Here is a 17,105-nt window from a genome sequence, read left to right on the forward strand (position 1 = left end):
AGCAGTTATGAAAATTACAGAATATATCTCTCAGGCAGAAAAAACGCTATTTTCTTTTGAAATTTTACCGCCATTAAAAGGGCAAAGCATGCAGGATTTGTGTGATGGCATAGCTCCATTGATGGATTTTAAGCCCCCCTTCGTAGATGTCACTTACCATCGGGAAGAGTTTATTTACAAGAAACATCCCAACGGACTTTTGGAACGTGTGGCTACCAAAAAGAGGCCAGGAACTGTTGGTATTTGTGCAGCGATCATGAATCGCTTTCATGTAGATGCAGTACCTCATTTGCTATGTGGAGGTTTTACCAAAGAGGAAACAGAGAATGCTTTGATTGATTTAAACTTTATTGGTGTACAAAATGTCCTTGCACTGAGAGGTGATGCTCCCAAGACAGCAAATAAGTTTGTACCAGAAGAAGGAGGCCATGCATTTACCAAAGATTTGGTGAAACAAATCATTGGAATGAATCATGGCAAGTACCTGCACGAAGAGACGGAAACTAGCTTCCATACTGATTTTTGTGTGGGGGTAGGTGGTTATCCAGAAAAGCACTTTGAAGCACCAAGTTTGCGTACGGATCTTAAATACTTAAAAGAAAAAATCGATGCTGGAGCAGAGTATATCGTGACTCAGATGTTTTTTGATAATGAAAAATTCTATGAATTTGTCAGAAAAGTTAGAGAAATGGGAATTGATGTGCCAATTATTCCAGGATTGAAACCTATCACAACTTTGGGACAAATCAGCATGTTGCCGAGAACTTTCTTTATTGATATGCCCGATGCACTAATGGACGAGTTGGAAAAATGTAAAACCAACGCTGATGTGAAACAAGTGGGAATTGAATGGGCTATTTATCAGAGTAAAGATCTGATTGACAATGGACTTCAGGTGCTTCATTACTATACTATGAGTAAGGCGGAGGCTACGTATCAGATAGCAAAAGAGGTATTCTAGATTTTTGTGATTAACTTTCGTTTGATTAGGACTATATTTTCAGTAGTATATGAAAGGGAATAAATTATCGCTCTTATTTTTCTTGATTTTTATGGGGTTTGTTCCGCTTTCATGTGATTTATTTTGTTTAGATGATTGTAGCTGTGGTCGAGTACCCAAGGTAAGAGATTTTAGAATTGAAAAGTTTGATGCCCAAGTGATCAATCTTGTGCAGGACTTTGATCATACCCAAGCATACGCTTATAAGGAAGTGGCAATAGTTATAGCAATAGAGGAGACAGCCATGATTGGATATCTAAACGCTAAAACTAATTTTGGGCTAATCCCTTCTGCTTTAGCCTGCTCTCCAATATCACCTGTATCCATAGATTACGTCAAGGACTTAAAGGTACTTGCTAATACTGTTGTTGATTGGAATGGCAAAGCTTATCAAGCTGGGACTGATCTTTCTTTTCTTTTTGGTGTGATTATGGGTGGTGGCAATCTTTTACCTTTAGACGAGTTTTTAAACCTACGATTTGATTTTTTTGAAAATGATCAGATCAGGCTACAACTGCTAACAGCACCGCACTATTCAGTCGAATTTGATTTGGGCCTAGTGCTGACTCTTAGCGATGATAGGCGGTTCAGTTTTGAGGGATTGAGGTTAAAGGTTTTTTAATCTTGAAAGCTATTTTAAGACTTTAATTACTTTTTTGCTATCATAGAAAATATCATTGAAAGAAACGCTGACAATGAATAAGTCAGATTGCTGTCCTTCCAAAAATATTGGGATTTCATTGAGACCGGGGTTGGAGATTATTTTTTCATTTATCAATAGTTGGCCTTTCGAATTGGTAACGAAATAGGAAATATCTGAAGGCTCTTCCGTATAAAATTTAAGTGTAAGCCTGTTAATAAATGGGTTGGGATAAACGCTTATTTCAAAAGGGTTTGAACCTTCTATCGGATTAATAGAGGTTATAGTGGATTTACGTAATTTCACTTCAAAAATTGTAGGATCTGCCTGAGTGGTTAAGGTTTGATTGACAGAAAATGGATTTAAGGAAGGACTTGATATCCCCCCGAAGATGTGCCCGATGGTAAACTCCTCAGCTTCTATGTCTTGAAGTTTGATAACTTTATTTGGAAACATTGGTAGGGATAGATTAGGAATAAATTCTGCGCTCGTTCCTTGTAGTTTAGGCATTTCTTTAGGAAGTACAAACTCTTGAAAAGTATCATCTGAAAAGCGTGTAACTCTGCTGATTGTTCTGACAAAAGGAACTAAGTCATCTTTGATTAAGCTGCCATTTTGGTAATAATATTGGCTTAATCCTCCAAAGAATAAGCTGTGATTTTGATTATTTTCTTCATCAAATAAAGCTACTTTGGCGCCATGATAGTGACTAAGGTATTGATTAAACCCTGTTCGAGGTTTATATCCATCTAAGCTTATATCTACTGGGTAAAGAAAAGGTAAGTCTGCATTGAGTTGAAAAACACCTGAAGAAATCATATAGCCCAATTCTCCTGATGGGAACACTTGTGGTACTAAGTTAAAATCTCTTCTATGAAGATGCACCTGATCGGCATCCTCTTGATAGTCAAAAATTTGAAAGGCATTACCAGTGGATGTCTGGATTTTAAACCGTTTGATTTGATTGGTGTAGCTCTGTACAAATGTTGGGTTTCCCATTGGATTGTATCTTCCATCAAATCGATGCCCGCCCACTAAAAGAAATGTATCTCCAAGTTTCCCTAATTGTCCTCCTGTAACTGCGAATCGTTCATCATGAACTTGGTAGAAACTTTCGGAAATATCTTTTTCCAAAATGACAGCCTCAGTCAAACTAGCTAGGTCAATTACTGTAATAAATGGAAATGTGATGTGATTACCTTTGGAAGATGCGAATGCATAGCCACCGATAAAATAAAGTTTTTCTCCATCTTGAAAAAAATTCATATTGGTTGATTGAAGCTGTTCTTTTAAATCAGTAGGAAGATTTTCTATTGACGAAGTATAAACCAGGGATTTGTTAATATCTACTACAAAGATTTGTCGGTTATTTTGGGATGCTGGAAAAGATGCATTGGCTTGTCTGGCATGAAGCCCATCTATTCTTCCTCCAATAAAGATCCATTTACCATCATGTTGCCCAAAAGCGTATGAGTGCAATCCAGGTAAGTTTGGTATGCTTAAAGGATTTAGTGAAACTTCATATGGAAAGGATTCCTCCTGCGCTTTTATTCCAAAAGCCACTAGAAGTAGTATCAAGGTTATAATCTTTTTCATCACTAGAATCTGTAAGTGTAGCCTAATCTAAATACTTGAGTTTCGAAGAAGTCCGTTGAGTTTAACGTGAAATCATTCCCCTCAAGTTGATATTGAATTATCAGGGTATTGAAGATATCGGAAGCATTAAAGAATAATTCACCTTTGCCTTCTTGGATTTTCTTTGTCACTCCACCATCGATATGGTAGCGGGCCAAGATTCTACCTTGAGGGACAATATCCGGCGCCAAGTAAATGGCTGTTAATTGGAAATCTAAACTTCTTGGTAACTTAAATACCCCATTGAGCTTGACATTACCCGTAAGTGCTCTTTCTTCACCTCTTGAAAATGATATCCCATCAGGGTATGCATTGATCAAGTCAAAGGCTCCAATTCTGTTTTGGAAAATATTGGAGTTGGCATTTAAGGTAAAGACTTTGCTAAATTTTTGCGTCCAAACCAATTCAACACCTGTATTCCATCCACGGTCTGCATTTTGATCTATAGCTACCAGTCTGGATGTACCTGGAACCTCCGTAATTATCCGAGTCAGGATATTTTGTGATGCTCTATGGTATACAGCACCATATACAAAGCCTTTGTCAAAAGATTGCTTGTATCCAGATTCTACAGATTGGGTAAATTGTGGTATCAGGGTAGGGTTACCAATACTTAAAATTTCAGGATCTGCGTAAGTTGGGAATGCACGGAGATTTTTTTCCTCTGGTCTATCAACCCTTCTGTTATAAAAGATGCTGAAATTGCTATTGTCCGAGAGATAATAAGAAGCCCTCAGACTTGGAAAAGGCTCAAAATAATCAAATCCAGCACTTTCATAGACGGCATGATTGGGATCTACCAAATAATCAACTTTCACATATTCTAGTCGAAGTCCTACTTCCAGTTCAAGTTTATTCCGTTCATAAATATAATTTCCATAGACAGCTGATAGCCATTCTCGGTACTCTGCACTTCCCGCCAATTGAGGATCAAGAATAGAGTTGTTCCCCGGACTAAAGGTGATCAGATTTGGAAATACCCGTGAACGTTGTTTAGTTCCCAATTCCATTCTACCACTTCTCAACGGCTTCACATAGTCCATGGTAAAGTCAAAAATATTTTCATCCGCAATCAGTGCCGTCGTATCAGTACCAATAAAGTCTAATTCCTGATTGGTGAAGTAGAAAAGTTCGTCTTTCCTTCGGAAAGAGTAATTGAATGAGGTCGTGAGCGTATGCCCTGGCTGTAAAAAAGCGTATCGATGAGTTAGCGTTGCAAATAGGGTCTGATTTACTTCATCTTCATAGTACTGCCAAAGCCGAACCCTTCGATCTGTAGGTACATCAACATAGGCAATATCTCCCAGATCCACATAAGCTCTATAATTGAACAAGCCTGAAAAAGTAAATGAATTACGTTCATTTGGATTCCAATCAAGGCCTGTTCTGAAATTATAAATAGGCTGTGTTCTATTTTCTATGTATTGTTGCTGTATATGTGTTCCATCATTGAAGATTCTATCGGTAAACTCATTTTTCATCAATTGCTGATGCCACAATACATCTCCTTGCAAAAATAAATTAACCTTGTCCTTTCGGTAGTTAAGGGAAATAGATGGGTTGAGTTTAGGTGTGAATCTATACTGATCACGTAAACCAGGAAGACTTGTCTTTTTTTGAAATAAGTTACCCACTCCTGCGATCATGCCTACATTTCCTCTCCAACCTTCTTCTTTTTCTTTTTTGAAAATAATGTTGATAATCCCCGCATTTCCTGTTGCATCAAATTTGGATGAGGGATTATTGATGATTTCAATTCTCTCTATAGAGGATGCTGGAAAGTTTTCCAGTCCAGACTGGGCACCAATTCCAGTAATAGCTGTTTGCTTGCCATCCAATAGAATGGCTACTTTATCACTGCCACGAAGAAAGACCGTTCCATTTTGATCTATGGTAATTCCGGGTAAGTTTTGCATGGCTTGAAGTACCGAGCCACCTAATTGGCTAATATTATCTTCTAAGGTGAATACTTTTCTATCTAAAGCAGCCTCTACCTCTTCCCGAATTCCGGAAACCGTGAAGGCGTCGAGGTCTTCTGTCGTTTCTGATAAATAGATCGTTCCTAAGTCGATAAACTTACTAAGTCTTCCAACTTCGATGATTTCCGTTTTGGGCTGAAAACCCACATAAGAGAAGCTAATTAAATACTTTCCAGGTTGCATAGGTGCAAGAGTAAAGATCCCAAGGTCATTGGTGACTGTTCCCGAAATAAAACTACTATCTGATGTAGCTTGTACCAATATATTCACATAGGGTAAGGACTCTCGATCATGCTGCCTTTTAACCGTTCCAGAAACGGTTACTTGCTGAGCCATCGCAGCGATACTCAGCAGGAAAGGTAACAAGCTTACAAGAAATATTCGGGTTGGGTGTGTGGTTTGCATCAGTCGTATTGTTATCTGATTTTAAAAGCTTCCCATTTCTTCATCCATTCATCGGAAGCTAAATCATTTTTATACAGGTAAGCTGCAATCATCTGAGCATCTTTAGTGTCCACATAGATGGCGGGCATCAATCCGAAATTACGAATAGCCCCTTTCATTTTGGATTTTTCTTCCTGTGGATTCTTGACAAAAGTTACCACATCTTTTATAAAGACTTCTTTAGTTGTTTCAGTCTTAAGATAGTGTTCCCGTACTTTATGCATTGGAGGTGCAAGCCTGTTTTCTTTTCCTCCGGTCATGTCAGGATTATGACAAGTAAAGCATTGCTGAGCCATTAATTTCAAAGCTTTAATATCCTCAGTTGATGAAATGGACTCTGGCTCTAAGGTGTTTAAGGTTAAGCCAATTTGGCTTATTGAGTTGGGAATAAAGGAAGTGATTCCTACGCTTATGCCTACAGCAAATGCTATTAGCAGAGAGGTTTTTAGATGGGTGTTCATAATACTAATAAATTATGGCTGTTTTAAGTGTTGTGAAACTTGAAAAACAAGTTTTCTTTTTTTACTTAGACATATTATTATTGAGTAGGTTTAATAATAGTTTTAAAATAATCACAGAATATTTTTAATTAAAATTATTAAATTTTGTGTTGGTTAGAATTAAGAAAGTTGATTTCGGGGTGTAAAAAAAATGAAATCAGATCTAATTTAAATCTTCTTATTTATGAAGTTGAAATTACTAAAAGCGATAAAAAATATCTATGACTTTTGTCACATGATCGGCATGGATTAGTGTTATTCTTTAATTAGGTAAAAAAAAGAAATAGTATGAAAAGGATTTTTATTTCAGTAAAAATTAGTTGATAAATAATGGTGATTGATAACTGCTTATAATAAAAAGTAATAGTTTTTAGGACTAGTTTTGAAATAAGCCTAGTTTTCAAGAGTGATTTTTTGCAGTAAACAGGAAAGTTCTCTCGTCAGGCTCCTCCTCGAAAACCGCTCTATGAAATCCACATGAGACATTTCCTCCTTAGGATCAAAATTCACTAAGACATCCATAATTTGCGTTTCATCGCTTGGATCAAGAATCATCCCCGCGTGGGCTTGCTTGATGATATTCGCAGCATCCCCCTCAGGATCTCCCAATCCAAGGATCATTTTCCCACTCGCCATGTATTCAAACAATTTGCCAGGGATATTTCCTTGGGCATTCTTTGTTGTAGTCAATAGCAATAATAACATATCTGCTGCTTGGTAAAATTCAAAAACCCGTTGATGTGAGACATAACCCACAAACTCCACATGGGCAGCAAGCCAAGCATCTTTCTTTACATATTCTTCGGCAGCTATAGAAACCTTACCCACAAATCTCAATCGAACTGTTTTCGAGCCCTTTTCAAATGCTTTCTTGAAAGCATCCAAAAAGGGTAGGGGATTGCGAATGGCATCAATGACTCCTGAGTACACGATTTCAATATCCTTTTCTTTCAAGGAATCTACGGCTGCTTCCTGGGGAAAATCAGCCCCATCAAAACCATTGGTTAGGAGATGAATTTCTCGTTGAGCTAAATTGGCTAAGTCTCGCTGAAAGGTAGGGCTAATGGTTGTTATGGCATTGGCTTGTGTTAGCACTTTTTGCTCAAGTTTTCTGTGGTACTTGCGTACCCAAGGCAGCATAGGCAAGGTGTCTAGAAACTCCCACTGACTCCAAGGGTCTCTAAAGTCCGCTAGCCAAGGGGTCCCAGTTTTTTCATGTAACTTCATCCCGATTACATGCATGCTGTGGGGTGGACCTGTGGTAATGACAGCTTGGTATTGCCCTTTGCGGAAAGCATCTTCTAAAAAGCTTACCGAAGGATTTACCCAAAAGACCCGAGGATCTGGTATAAGGACATTAGCCCGCAACCAAATACTCAAGCGTTCAAAAAATGAAGGTTTTTTCTTCTCTAAAATTTTAGATGGATCTCCTACTTGTTGGCCTTTTAATTTTTTGAAAATGCCATAGGGTTCCCAGATCGGGAACTTTATTACCTCAAGACTGGGATCGATTTCTTTGGCTAAGCTATGGTCTTGTAGTTCAAAAGCTGGATTTTCGGGCGTGAAAATTACGGGTTCCCATCCGAACTCAGGAAGATACTTAGCAAATTTCAACCAGCGTTGTACTCCAGAACCAGCAGATGGCGGCCAATAGTAGGTGATGATCAAAACGCGCTTGGAACTCATGTTGCAAATTAAACCAAATACTAAGGAACTAACATGAGTTTTTTTGAAATTAAAACTTCAAGATAAATTCCTGAAGGTTTTCGCTTCGCTCCAAGTTTAACTTTTTACGTAGGCGGTAGCGCGAGATTTCTACTCCTCTTGCAGAGATATTCATCAAGTGTGCAATTTCTTTGGTAGATAGATTCATTCTTAAGTAAGCAGAGAGTTTGATTTCCTGTGGGCTTAAACTTGGGAATGATTTTTTAAACCGTTCCATAAAATCTCCATGGACTTGATCAAAATGAATTTCAAATTGTTCCCAATCATTGTCTTCCGCTATATTTTTATCAATGCTATTGATGACTTTTTCTAACTCATTTTTGACTTCTTGATTTTTACTTTTTTTAATAATTTGGGAAAGTTGATTTTTGGTATGATCAATAAATTCATTTTTGTTCAGTAAATGCATGGTAGCAGATGCCAGTTCTTTATTTTTACTTTGGATCTCTGCTTCTAATTTTTCGGTTTGAAGACGGGCCAACTCTTGTTTGGATATTTCGAGATCAGTTTCTTTTTGATTCAGTTCCTCCTGTTGCTTGGCCGTGATTATTTTAGTTTTCTTTTGATATCGACGATCTACTCTATTGAAGATTCCTATCAATAAAACAGCACTTCCCAAAAAGTAAATGAAATAAGCGAGACTGGTTCTATACCAAGGAGGAAGAATAGAGAAAGTAAAGGGGATAGCTTCTCCTATTTGTCCATAAATATCCTTGCTTTGCACATAGAATTTATAAGACCCCTCACGAAGATTGGTGTATTCTTTATCACTTTTAGCAGACCAATCACCAAATTCCTCTTCCAACCCATCAAGCCTCACTCTAAAATGTGTATTCAATTGGCTGTTGGGAATGCTGTTGGAGAATTCGAATCGGATGTCAGACTTATTGAAAGGCAAAACCAAATTTTTACCTTTTGTTTCCAGTCCAAATCTCTCCTCCATGAAGTCTATGTTTTTTCCTATAGCCACTAGTGAGTCAGACATGCCCGTAACGTGCACAGACCTGATAAAAGTTGGATAAGGAGGAGGCACTAGTTCGTTGATGGCTTTTTTATACCATATAAATCCTTCTTTTGCAGCGAACATCACTTCATTGGTGCGGAGTAAAGAGATGTTTTGAAGATCATCATTCAATAAAGGGAGTAAGCGATTAAATAGTTGTGTTGATTTTTGATACGTCCCGTCTAATTGTTTTTCAAGTATGCCGATTTCATTGGATCCAATATAAAAAATGTTACCAACTGGATCCTCTACTAGGCTTGTGATCAAAATATCTTCATTGAAATAAGAATTGATTAATTGTTCTTTTTCAAATTTATCCGTTCGTTGGTTGTATTGATAGAGACCAAATTCTGTAGTGAATATTAAACGACCCCCGATCTTCCATACTGAATTTAATAAGTTAGTCGGTAATCCTTCTTTGTTTCCATAAAATTTTGCTTCTACAGAAGTAAGGTCATCAGAAAGGATTAATTTATAAATTCCTTTGTAGCCGTGTGACATCCAAAGGTTACCATAATCATCGCGTTGAATGAGTCTTGATGACTCATTGAATCCATTTAATCTACGGACAAATTGATAGTTATCATTTACTTTTTGATAAAGGGCGACTCCGCTGTAAGTCCCAGCCAAGAAAAAGCCAGGGTGGTTTTCTAAGGCTAAAAAGTTCCAAACCCCATCTAATCCATTCATTGGAATGGCTTCATTTTTATTTAGTACAAATCCACCGGCATTGTGTCCCAATAATAGGTCATTTCCAATGATTGAAAAACTGTAGGATTGCCCATCTGTGTTACTTACGCTTGATAATTCATTGGAATTTCTGGATATTTTTTTTACATGTATATTGGTTCCTAGATAAATATCATCTTGGAATTGTACAGCTGCATAGCCTGTCCCATTGATCCCAACATCTCTTCCGAAAACCCGGAAAGGCAGTCGAAGTTCCAATAGACTAATACCATTATTATGGCCAATCCATAAATTTCCATTGATATCTTCAAAAAGAGAAAGGATTGTATTGTTTCTTAGACCTCGTTCTTTATCCATGTTTAAGACGAGTTGACCGCTTTCATCAAAAATAAAAAGTCCTTGGTATTGGGTCCCAATGGCAATGTTACCATTCTTCAATCGCAATACTGTATTGATAGAGCTGATACCTTTTGTTTTGGAGTTATTTTCAACGCGTACCTTTTGAGAAGCATAGTTCAGGAGATTGCCTCCAGCCATATAGATTTGTAATTGACCTGAATTAATTTCAAAAATCCCAGTGATAACTTCATTATTGAATACGTCTGGATCTGATAGTTTGATCGTAGTTCCTCCGTTATTTAGTTTAAGTAGTCCAGCCTCATTGTCTTGAAAATAGAGCTGTTGATTGGTTTGGTGGAAACTCTGAAAATTACCTTTTGATTCTATCGTATGTTTGAGTGTTCCATGTTGATCAAAAATAAATATTGCATAGAATGAACAAAAAATCAAATCATCTTGGTGTTTGTATACTTTCCAAACTTCCTCAATATTTTGATATTCTAGTGGGAGTTTGGGTATCCAAGAAATGAACTCCAACAATCCTTTTTGATTTGGTCTAAAGTATCCTAGTTGGCCTTGACCTGCGACGTAAATACGGCCGTCATTTTCGATGTAGAGATCGCGTATCTTGGTACTGTTGGGGAGACCATAACGTTCCCAATTTCCCCCATCATATTCAAGTAAACCAAAATTATTTGCAGTGTAAATGATGCCATATTTGTTTTGGCTAATAGCATAATTCTGCATGCCCCCATCATATTCCTTACTGGAAAAATAATGGTAAAAAGGCAACCCCATTTCCTGTGCAGTTAGTTGAGTGCTCATGAATAGGAGTAAAATTAGATAATGATGTATGCGCATGAAATGGGTAAACTTAAACTAGTTTCGAAAATACATTTTTTTTTGATGTATTTGTGATTAATCTATCATTTCTTAGGAAAATATGCATTTACACTACGAAAACGATTGAAATTCATGCCTTTTTTGCAGTTGATGTGTTTTTGTGAAAGTTATTTTGTTTCGTTGATGTAGTATTGATGTACTCTTAGTTTTTGATTGATGTACAATCTTTCGGTCCTTGTGATAGTATTATAAATCCAAAATACATGAAAAAATTATTTACATTACTTTTGTTTTTGGGTATTCAATTGTCATTGTTTGCTCAAACAGGGTCCATTCGAGGACAAGTACTCGACGAACGGGGTGATCCCATTCCAGGAGCCAGTATATTGAAGGTAGGCACATCTACGGGAACAGTTACTGACCTAGACGGTAATTTTACCCTTGCTGCTGTACCAGGGGATCAATTAAGAGTTAGTTTTATTGGTTACTCAACCCAAACGATTACCGTTGGAAACCAAGCAGAACTGATGATTCGTTTGAATGATGAAATATCATCACTTAACGAAGTGATCGTTGTAGGCTACGGTACAGCCACTAAAAAGGAACTTACAGGTGCGGTTTCACAAATCAAAGGTGAAGCAGTCGCAGACATGAATATGCCTAGATTAGATCAGGCCTTACAAGGGAAGCTTTCTGGGGTAACTATCACTACAAACTCCGGTGCACCAGGAGGTACATCTAATATCCGAATTCGAGGTTTAGGTACATTCGGTAACAACAATCCATTGATTTTGGTGGATGGTGTTATTTTTGATGCAGCTGGTCTAAACTCGTTAAACCCCAATGATATTGAGTCTATCAATGTTTTGAAAGATGCCACTGCTGGTATTTATGGTGTGAGAGCGGCGAATGGTGTAATCATAGTGGAGACCAAGAAAGGTACAAAAAATCAAAAACCTTCGTTAGAATTTAGCAGCTATTACGGGGTTCAAGAGGCAGCAAGGCAATTGAATCTTTTAAATGCTAGTGAATATGCCATATTAGCGAATGAGGCATTTGCAGCAGGAGGAAATTTGCCACCTTTTGCAAACACTAATCTAGGAACAGGCACTGATTGGCAGCGAGAAATATTCCAGACTGCTCCCATTCAAGAACATATGCTTACTCTAAATGGAGGTTCTGAGAAGACATCCTATTCAATTGGAGGGGGGTATTTTGGGCAGCAAGGTATCGTAGGTGGAGATCGCTCCAATTTTGAACGTTACAACGCGCGTATCAACTTTATTACGGAAATCGCTCCTAAGTTAAAGTTGACCTCAGTATTCTTGTATTCTCATGAGCGTTCTAGTGGTATTCCACAAGGAGGAATTGGTTCGGTATTATTTAATACAATCAATGCTTATCCAACAGAGCCGGTACGAGTGGGTAACCGATTTTCTTACCTAGAAAATGTACAAGATATTATTAATCCATTAGCCCAAATTGAAAACACTTTCAATAATGCTGCTGTAAATAAAATCGTTGGAAAGCAGGAATTGTCTTACCAAATTGATGATCATTTTAGTATTAATGGTAGAGCGGGATACAATTTTGCATTGGTCGACGTAAAATCCTTTAGTCCTCTTGCTTGGTTTGGTCCAGGTAAGTTTGCCAACTCTGCAAGAAATGAGAATTTAGACCCAGTGTTGGTAGATGTAGGTGGTACTTTGATCGAGAGAGGAGCTAATGTCTTTGAATCAAGAGATTCCTTTTTGGACTACAACCTAGAGGCATTTTTGAATTATGATCGCTCATTTGATAGCGATAATAGAGTGAAAGGTACCTTGGGAGTCAGTTACTTTGGCAATAGAAATATGGGGTTGAATGGGACAGCATTTAACATACCTAATAATGATGTAAGATTTGCTGATATTTCTGCCAATCAAGCGCCAGGCGGCTTTTTAAATCAAACAGGTTCTTTTCAAAGTATGCAGAAATTGGTTTCTGCTTTTGTGAGAGGAGAATATGAATATAAAGGACGTTATTCTATATCTGGTATTTTAAGAAGAGATGGTTCATCTAATTTTGGTCCAAACAACAGGATAGGTTATTTCCCGACAATCTCTGGAGGTTGGATTATTTCGGATGAAAACTTCTTTAGTTCAAGAGTTATTGATTTCATGAAGCTAAGAGCTAGTTTTGGAGTATCAGGAAATGACCAAATCGGTTTATTTAGATATCGTGGATTGATGAATGGACTAGCTCGATATGTTTTCAATGATTTCATTGTTAATGGTGCAGCAATTGGGACATTCAGTAACCCTGATCTAAAGTGGGAGACCACGCTTCAGACGAATATTGGTTTGGACTTTACCTTATTTAGAGAAATTGACTTTACAGCTAATTACTTTATTAAAGATACGAGAGACTTATTGTTCCAGCCGGAAGTTTCTGCATTGTTAGGTTCTTATGGGCCTGGTAGTTTTCCTCCGTTTATCAATGCTGGTAATGTTACCAACCGTGGGGTAGAATTGGAGATAGCGTATGCGACCAAGAGACCAAGTGGAGTAAATTTCAGTATTGATTACAACGTGACCTATATTAGGAACAGAGTGACCAAAGTACCTGAAGGTTTAGACTTTATACCGGGAGCTGGATTTGGAGTAGGTGGTAATATTGCTACACGTTTTCAAGAAGGGTTTCCAATCGGATATTTCGTAGGTTTTCAAACAGACGGAATCTGGCAAACTGCTGAGGAGATCGCATCAAGTCCGGTTGTTCAACCAGATGCTAGACCAGGTGATTTACGTTTTGTAGATGCAAATGGTGATGGAGTCATCAGTTTTAGTGATGAATCTGATTTGACATTCTTAGGTTCTCCTATACCAGATTTTATCATGGGTTTCAACTTTGCTGTAGACTACAAAGGCTTTGATTTTTCTGCCAATATTTATGCAGCATTGGGTCAGGAAATTATTCGTAATTATGAAAGACAGCAGCCATTTGCCAATAAAATGGCTTACAATGTAAATCGATGGACTGGTCCTGGGACGACAAATGAAATTCCTCGCTTAACTACTGGTCAGACTAGAAATACCGTGTTTTCCGACTTCTATGTAGAAGACGGTTCATTTGCACGATTAAGAAATGTGCAGATTGGCTACACCTTGCCGGATGCTGTAACTGGTAAAGTCGGGATCCGTTCGATGAGGTTCTACATTGCGGCAAACAACTTGTTGACCTTTACTAGATATATGGGCTTTGACCCAGATGTAGGATCTGGTAATCCATTGTTTGCAGGTGTTGATAATGGGATCTTCCCTCAAGCAAGAGTAATCATGGGTGGTTTAAATTTTAGATTCTAAGAGACATGAAAAAAATAAAAATATTTCTACTTGCAGTCAGCATGAGCTTTGTGTCATGTGATGCTTGGTTGGATCTTGAACCTGAATTTGTTCAAGATGCAGAAAACTTTTTCCTCACCCCAGAGGACTATGAGCGGGCGGTAATTGGTGTGTATGATTTGATGCAAGCAAACTACCTACATCTATGGATAGGCGAAATCGCATCAGATAATTCCATCGCTGGTGGAGAAAGTGTTAATGATACGCAAGGCTTACATGAAATTGATGGCATGCGTCATGGCGGAATCAATGCAGAATTAAGGAACGTCATGCGTTTTAATTATGCTGGTATCGGAAGAGCCAATTTTGTTTTCGAAAATGAGGATAACATTGACTTCCCACAGAAGGAGCGTTTAATGGCTGAAATATCTTTCATTAGGGCGTATTATTACTTTACCTTGGTAAAGTATTTTGGAGATATTCCATTAATTGTTGACAGAAGAGCTTCTATTAATGAAGTATTTCAATTAGACAGAACTCCAAGAGCCCAAGTTTATGCTCAAATAGAGCAAGATTTGGATAGAGCTATCCAAGTGTTGAATTGGACAAACCCTGAATTAGGAAGAATCACCAAAGGTGCTGCTATGGCCTTGAAAGGGAAGGTTTTATTGTACCAGAACAAATTTGGTGAAGCAGCGCAAGTTTTGGGTGATTTGATTACCACAAATGAGGCTGGTTATGCTTTGGTTCCAAATATGTCCACTATGTGGTTGGCCGTAAATCAAAATAGTTCTGAAGACGTATTTACCATACAGCATTCTGGATTGCAAGGTGGAGACTATGGTTGTTTGGTTTGTTTACAGGGAAATCCTGCACCAGGTTTTCACGCTATTCGTAACTATGTTGGTCCTTTTTATGGAGATGGTAATAGTTACAACTTACCTACTCAGAATTTGTATGATTTCTTTGGAAATGATCCAAGAAGAGACGTGACAATTTTGGATTTGGAGGCGTTCATTGCAGGCCAACCAAATGCTTCAGATATCACGTTTGCAATTGGAGCAGGTGGGCATACAGGTTATTTCAACAATAAGTACATCAAAAGAGATGCAGAAAGGGGACTTCCTGATGATGATTTGACCAGTCCCTTGAACTATCGGGCAATTCGATATGCGGATGTTCTATTGATGGCAGCAGAGGCATTTGCTCAAACTGGTAACGATGCACGAGCACGGACAGAGTTGAACAAAGTGAGGCAAAGAGCTGGCGTAGCTGATATTACAAGCGCGGGTACTCAATTGCTAGAAGATATCTACAGAGAGCGTAGATTAGAACTTTCAGGTGAAGGTTACAGATTTTGGGATTTGGTCCGGACAGGAAAGGCGTCAGAAGCCATTCAAGGATTCCAAGTTGGCAAACATGAGTTATTTCCAATTCCTCAAGTAGAAATAGACTTAGCGGGTGGTAGATGGAGTCAAAATCCTGGTTATTAATTGAACGATGATGAAAAAATATTTAAAAATAGCAGCTTTTCTCTTGCCCATTCTATTTGTATGGTCATGTGTAGAGGAATTTAGACTAGATGCTGAAGCACCTACTGTACAGGATGCAGGGTTCAGTTTCATACCGTCTACAGAAAGTGATAATATATTGGACTTTGTAGGTGACGGTGACTTCTTCTTGATGGTTTGGGATCTTGGTAATGGTGTACGAACAGAAGGAAGAAGAGTAAGAGGTTTTTACCCGTTGGCAGGTACTTATACGGTTACATTGACAGTATATGATAAAGGAGGAAGCTCCAGCTTTAGCCAAGATGTAATTATTGAAGAGACAGACCCTACATTGTTGGATAGACCAATATTCAATCTTTTGACAGGTGGCGTTGATGCGGTAGAAGGCAAGACTTGGGTAATTGACTCTGCGAGATTGGGTCACCTTGGTGTTGGACCTGCTACTAGCTTCTTTCCTGATTTCTATCAGGCTCAGCCTAACGAAAAAGTAGGTAGTGGAATGTATAATTCGCGATACACTTTTAAATTGACAGGATTTGAGTTTGACTGGAATACTAATGGTCTTGTGTACTTAAACGGAGCTCAGGGTTCTGCTTTTCCAGGTGCTTTTGATCCAGGGGTAGGTGATCTATCAGCTCCTTTTGTGTCCCCAGGAGGATTGAATTGGAATATTTTGGAAGAAGAAAGTCCTTTCCCTGTGTTGACTGTCACCAATCCTGGTTTTATTGGTTACTTTACGGGTGTTAGATCCTATCAGTTGGTGGTCTTGGAAGAAAATCAAATGTTCTTAAGATTTAGGGATGGCGCAAATGAAGATCTATTCTGGTACGTGCGCTTGATACCGGCTGGTTTTGCTGGTCAGCCTGATCCAGAACCAGAGCCCGAACCAGAACCAGAGCCAGAAAATCCAGATGTAAATCTTTCTCTCAATGATTTGATAGGTAGCGGAACAAAAGCTTGGAAGTTAAAACCTGCTGCGGGTGCTTTCGGAGTTGGTCCTTCTCCTGGTAGCGATGCATTCTTCCCGAACGGACCTAGTATTGCTGGAGATCGCCCATGTTTATTTAACGACCTATATATCTTTAAAGAGGGTGGGGTGTATGAGTATAATGCTCAAGGTGATATTTATGCGGAAGATTACATGGGTATTTCAGGTGGAGGGTGTCAACCAGAAGCAAATCTAGCTGGTACTCCTGGTGCTGCATGGGCTTCGGGAACGCATCAATTCAGCTTTGAGCCGTCTTCTGGTAACAATCGTGCGAAAATTACCGTTACAGGTACAGGTGCTTTCATTGCTTTGCCTAAGGCATTCAATGGAGGGGAATACACAGCTGGTCCTCCAAGGGCCAATGAGTCTGTGACATACGATGTATTAAATTATGATCCAGCTACGCAAGAACTAACGTTAGTGATTGCTATCAATCCTGCTAGCGACTTATGGTGGACATTCGTTTTGATTCCTGATAATTAATT

Annotated in this window: 10 protein-coding genes; 5 read left to right on the forward strand and 5 right to left on the reverse strand. The window is 38.4% G+C overall.

Going from position 1 to position 17,105, the window contains the following annotated elements; all coding sequences use genetic code 11:
* Positions 1-7 precede the first annotated feature (7 nt).
* Together metF and IPZ59_RS13000 are read left to right on the forward strand one after the other, a co-directional pair.
* On the forward strand, positions 8-961 hold the full coding sequence (gene metF, locus IPZ59_RS12995; RefSeq protein WP_236136479.1) for a methylenetetrahydrofolate reductase [NAD(P)H]: 954 nt from the start codon (positions 8-10) through the stop codon (positions 959-961).
* A gap of 49 nt (positions 962-1,010) precedes the next feature.
* Positions 1,011-1,622, forward strand: a complete 612-nt coding sequence (locus IPZ59_RS13000) for a hypothetical protein (protein WP_236136480.1) — start codon at positions 1,011-1,013, stop codon at positions 1,620-1,622.
* A gap of 9 nt (positions 1,623-1,631) precedes the next feature.
* On the opposite strand, the gene IPZ59_RS13005 is transcribed toward IPZ59_RS13000, so the two are convergent.
* From IPZ59_RS13005 to IPZ59_RS13025, 5 genes are all read right to left on the reverse strand, one after another.
* Complete coding sequence (locus IPZ59_RS13005; protein ID WP_236136481.1) at positions 1,632-3,236, reverse strand: T9SS type A sorting domain-containing protein; 1,605 nt, start codon at positions 3,234-3,236, stop codon at positions 1,632-1,634.
* 2 nt (positions 3,237-3,238) lie between these two features.
* Complete coding sequence (locus IPZ59_RS13010; RefSeq protein ID WP_236136482.1) at positions 3,239-5,659, reverse strand: outer membrane beta-barrel protein; 2,421 nt, start codon at positions 5,657-5,659, stop codon at positions 3,239-3,241.
* Between the two features lie 11 nt (positions 5,660-5,670).
* Positions 5,671-6,159, reverse strand: a complete 489-nt coding sequence (locus IPZ59_RS13015) for a c-type cytochrome (protein WP_236136483.1) — start codon at positions 6,157-6,159, stop codon at positions 5,671-5,673.
* A gap of 432 nt (positions 6,160-6,591) precedes the next feature.
* On the reverse strand, positions 6,592-7,884 hold the full coding sequence (locus IPZ59_RS13020) for a glycosyltransferase family 4 protein (protein WP_236136484.1): 1,293 nt from the start codon (positions 7,882-7,884) through the stop codon (positions 6,592-6,594).
* Between the two features lie 49 nt (positions 7,885-7,933).
* Entirely contained in the window at positions 7,934-10,780 is a 2,847-nt protein-coding gene (locus IPZ59_RS13025) for a two-component regulator propeller domain-containing protein (RefSeq protein WP_236136485.1), read from the reverse strand.
* Between the two features lie 281 nt (positions 10,781-11,061).
* On the opposite strand from IPZ59_RS13025, the gene IPZ59_RS13030 reads away from it, so the two are divergent.
* From IPZ59_RS13030 to IPZ59_RS13040, 3 genes are read left to right on the forward strand one after another with little or no spacing between them, the layout of a single operon-like run.
* Positions 11,062-14,142, forward strand: a complete 3,081-nt coding sequence (locus IPZ59_RS13030) for a SusC/RagA family TonB-linked outer membrane protein (protein ID WP_236136486.1) — start codon at positions 11,062-11,064, stop codon at positions 14,140-14,142.
* 5 nt (positions 14,143-14,147) lie between these two features.
* Positions 14,148-15,614 (forward strand): RagB/SusD family nutrient uptake outer membrane protein, encoded by a 1,467-nt coding sequence (locus IPZ59_RS13035; RefSeq protein WP_236136487.1) that lies wholly within the window; start codon positions 14,148-14,150, stop codon positions 15,612-15,614.
* Positions 15,615-15,624: 10 nt separating this feature from the next.
* The gene (locus tag IPZ59_RS13040; protein WP_236136488.1) at positions 15,625-17,103 is read left to right on the forward strand and encodes a PKD domain-containing protein; all 1,479 of its coding nucleotides are present in this window, start codon (positions 15,625-15,627) and stop codon (positions 17,101-17,103) included.
* Positions 17,104-17,105: the final 2 nt, after the last annotated feature.

The organism is Mongoliitalea daihaiensis (assembly GCF_021596945.1).
Lineage (GTDB): Bacteria > Bacteroidota > Bacteroidia > Cytophagales > Cyclobacteriaceae > Mongoliitalea > Mongoliitalea daihaiensis.

What these genes read in the sequence shown, in the direction of transcription:
- metF (WP_236136479.1), top strand. Translation starts at nt 8, where the DNA reads ATGAAAATTACAGAATATATCTCTCAGGCAGAAAAAACGCTATTTTCT.
- IPZ59_RS13000 (WP_236136480.1), top strand. Translation starts at nt 1,011, where the DNA reads ATGAAAGGGAATAAATTATCGCTCTTATTTTTCTTGATTTTTATGGGG.
- IPZ59_RS13005 (WP_236136481.1), bottom strand. Translation starts at nt 3,236, where the DNA reads ATGAAAAAGATTATAACCTTGATACTACTTCTAGTGGCTTTTGGAATA.
- IPZ59_RS13010 (WP_236136482.1), bottom strand. Translation starts at nt 5,659, where the DNA reads ATGCAAACCACACACCCAACCCGAATATTTCTTGTAAGCTTGTTACCT.
- IPZ59_RS13015 (WP_236136483.1), bottom strand. Translation starts at nt 6,159, where the DNA reads ATGAACACCCATCTAAAAACCTCTCTGCTAATAGCATTTGCTGTAGGC.
- IPZ59_RS13020 (WP_236136484.1), bottom strand. Translation starts at nt 7,884, where the DNA reads ATGAGTTCCAAGCGCGTTTTGATCATCACCTACTATTGGCCGCCATCT.
- IPZ59_RS13025 (WP_236136485.1), bottom strand. Translation starts at nt 10,780, where the DNA reads ATGAGCACTCAACTAACTGCACAGGAAATGGGGTTGCCTTTTTACCAT.
- IPZ59_RS13030 (WP_236136486.1), top strand. Translation starts at nt 11,062, where the DNA reads ATGAAAAAATTATTTACATTACTTTTGTTTTTGGGTATTCAATTGTCA.
- IPZ59_RS13035 (WP_236136487.1), top strand. Translation starts at nt 14,148, where the DNA reads ATGAAAAAAATAAAAATATTTCTACTTGCAGTCAGCATGAGCTTTGTG.
- IPZ59_RS13040 (WP_236136488.1), top strand. Translation starts at nt 15,625, where the DNA reads ATGAAAAAATATTTAAAAATAGCAGCTTTTCTCTTGCCCATTCTATTT.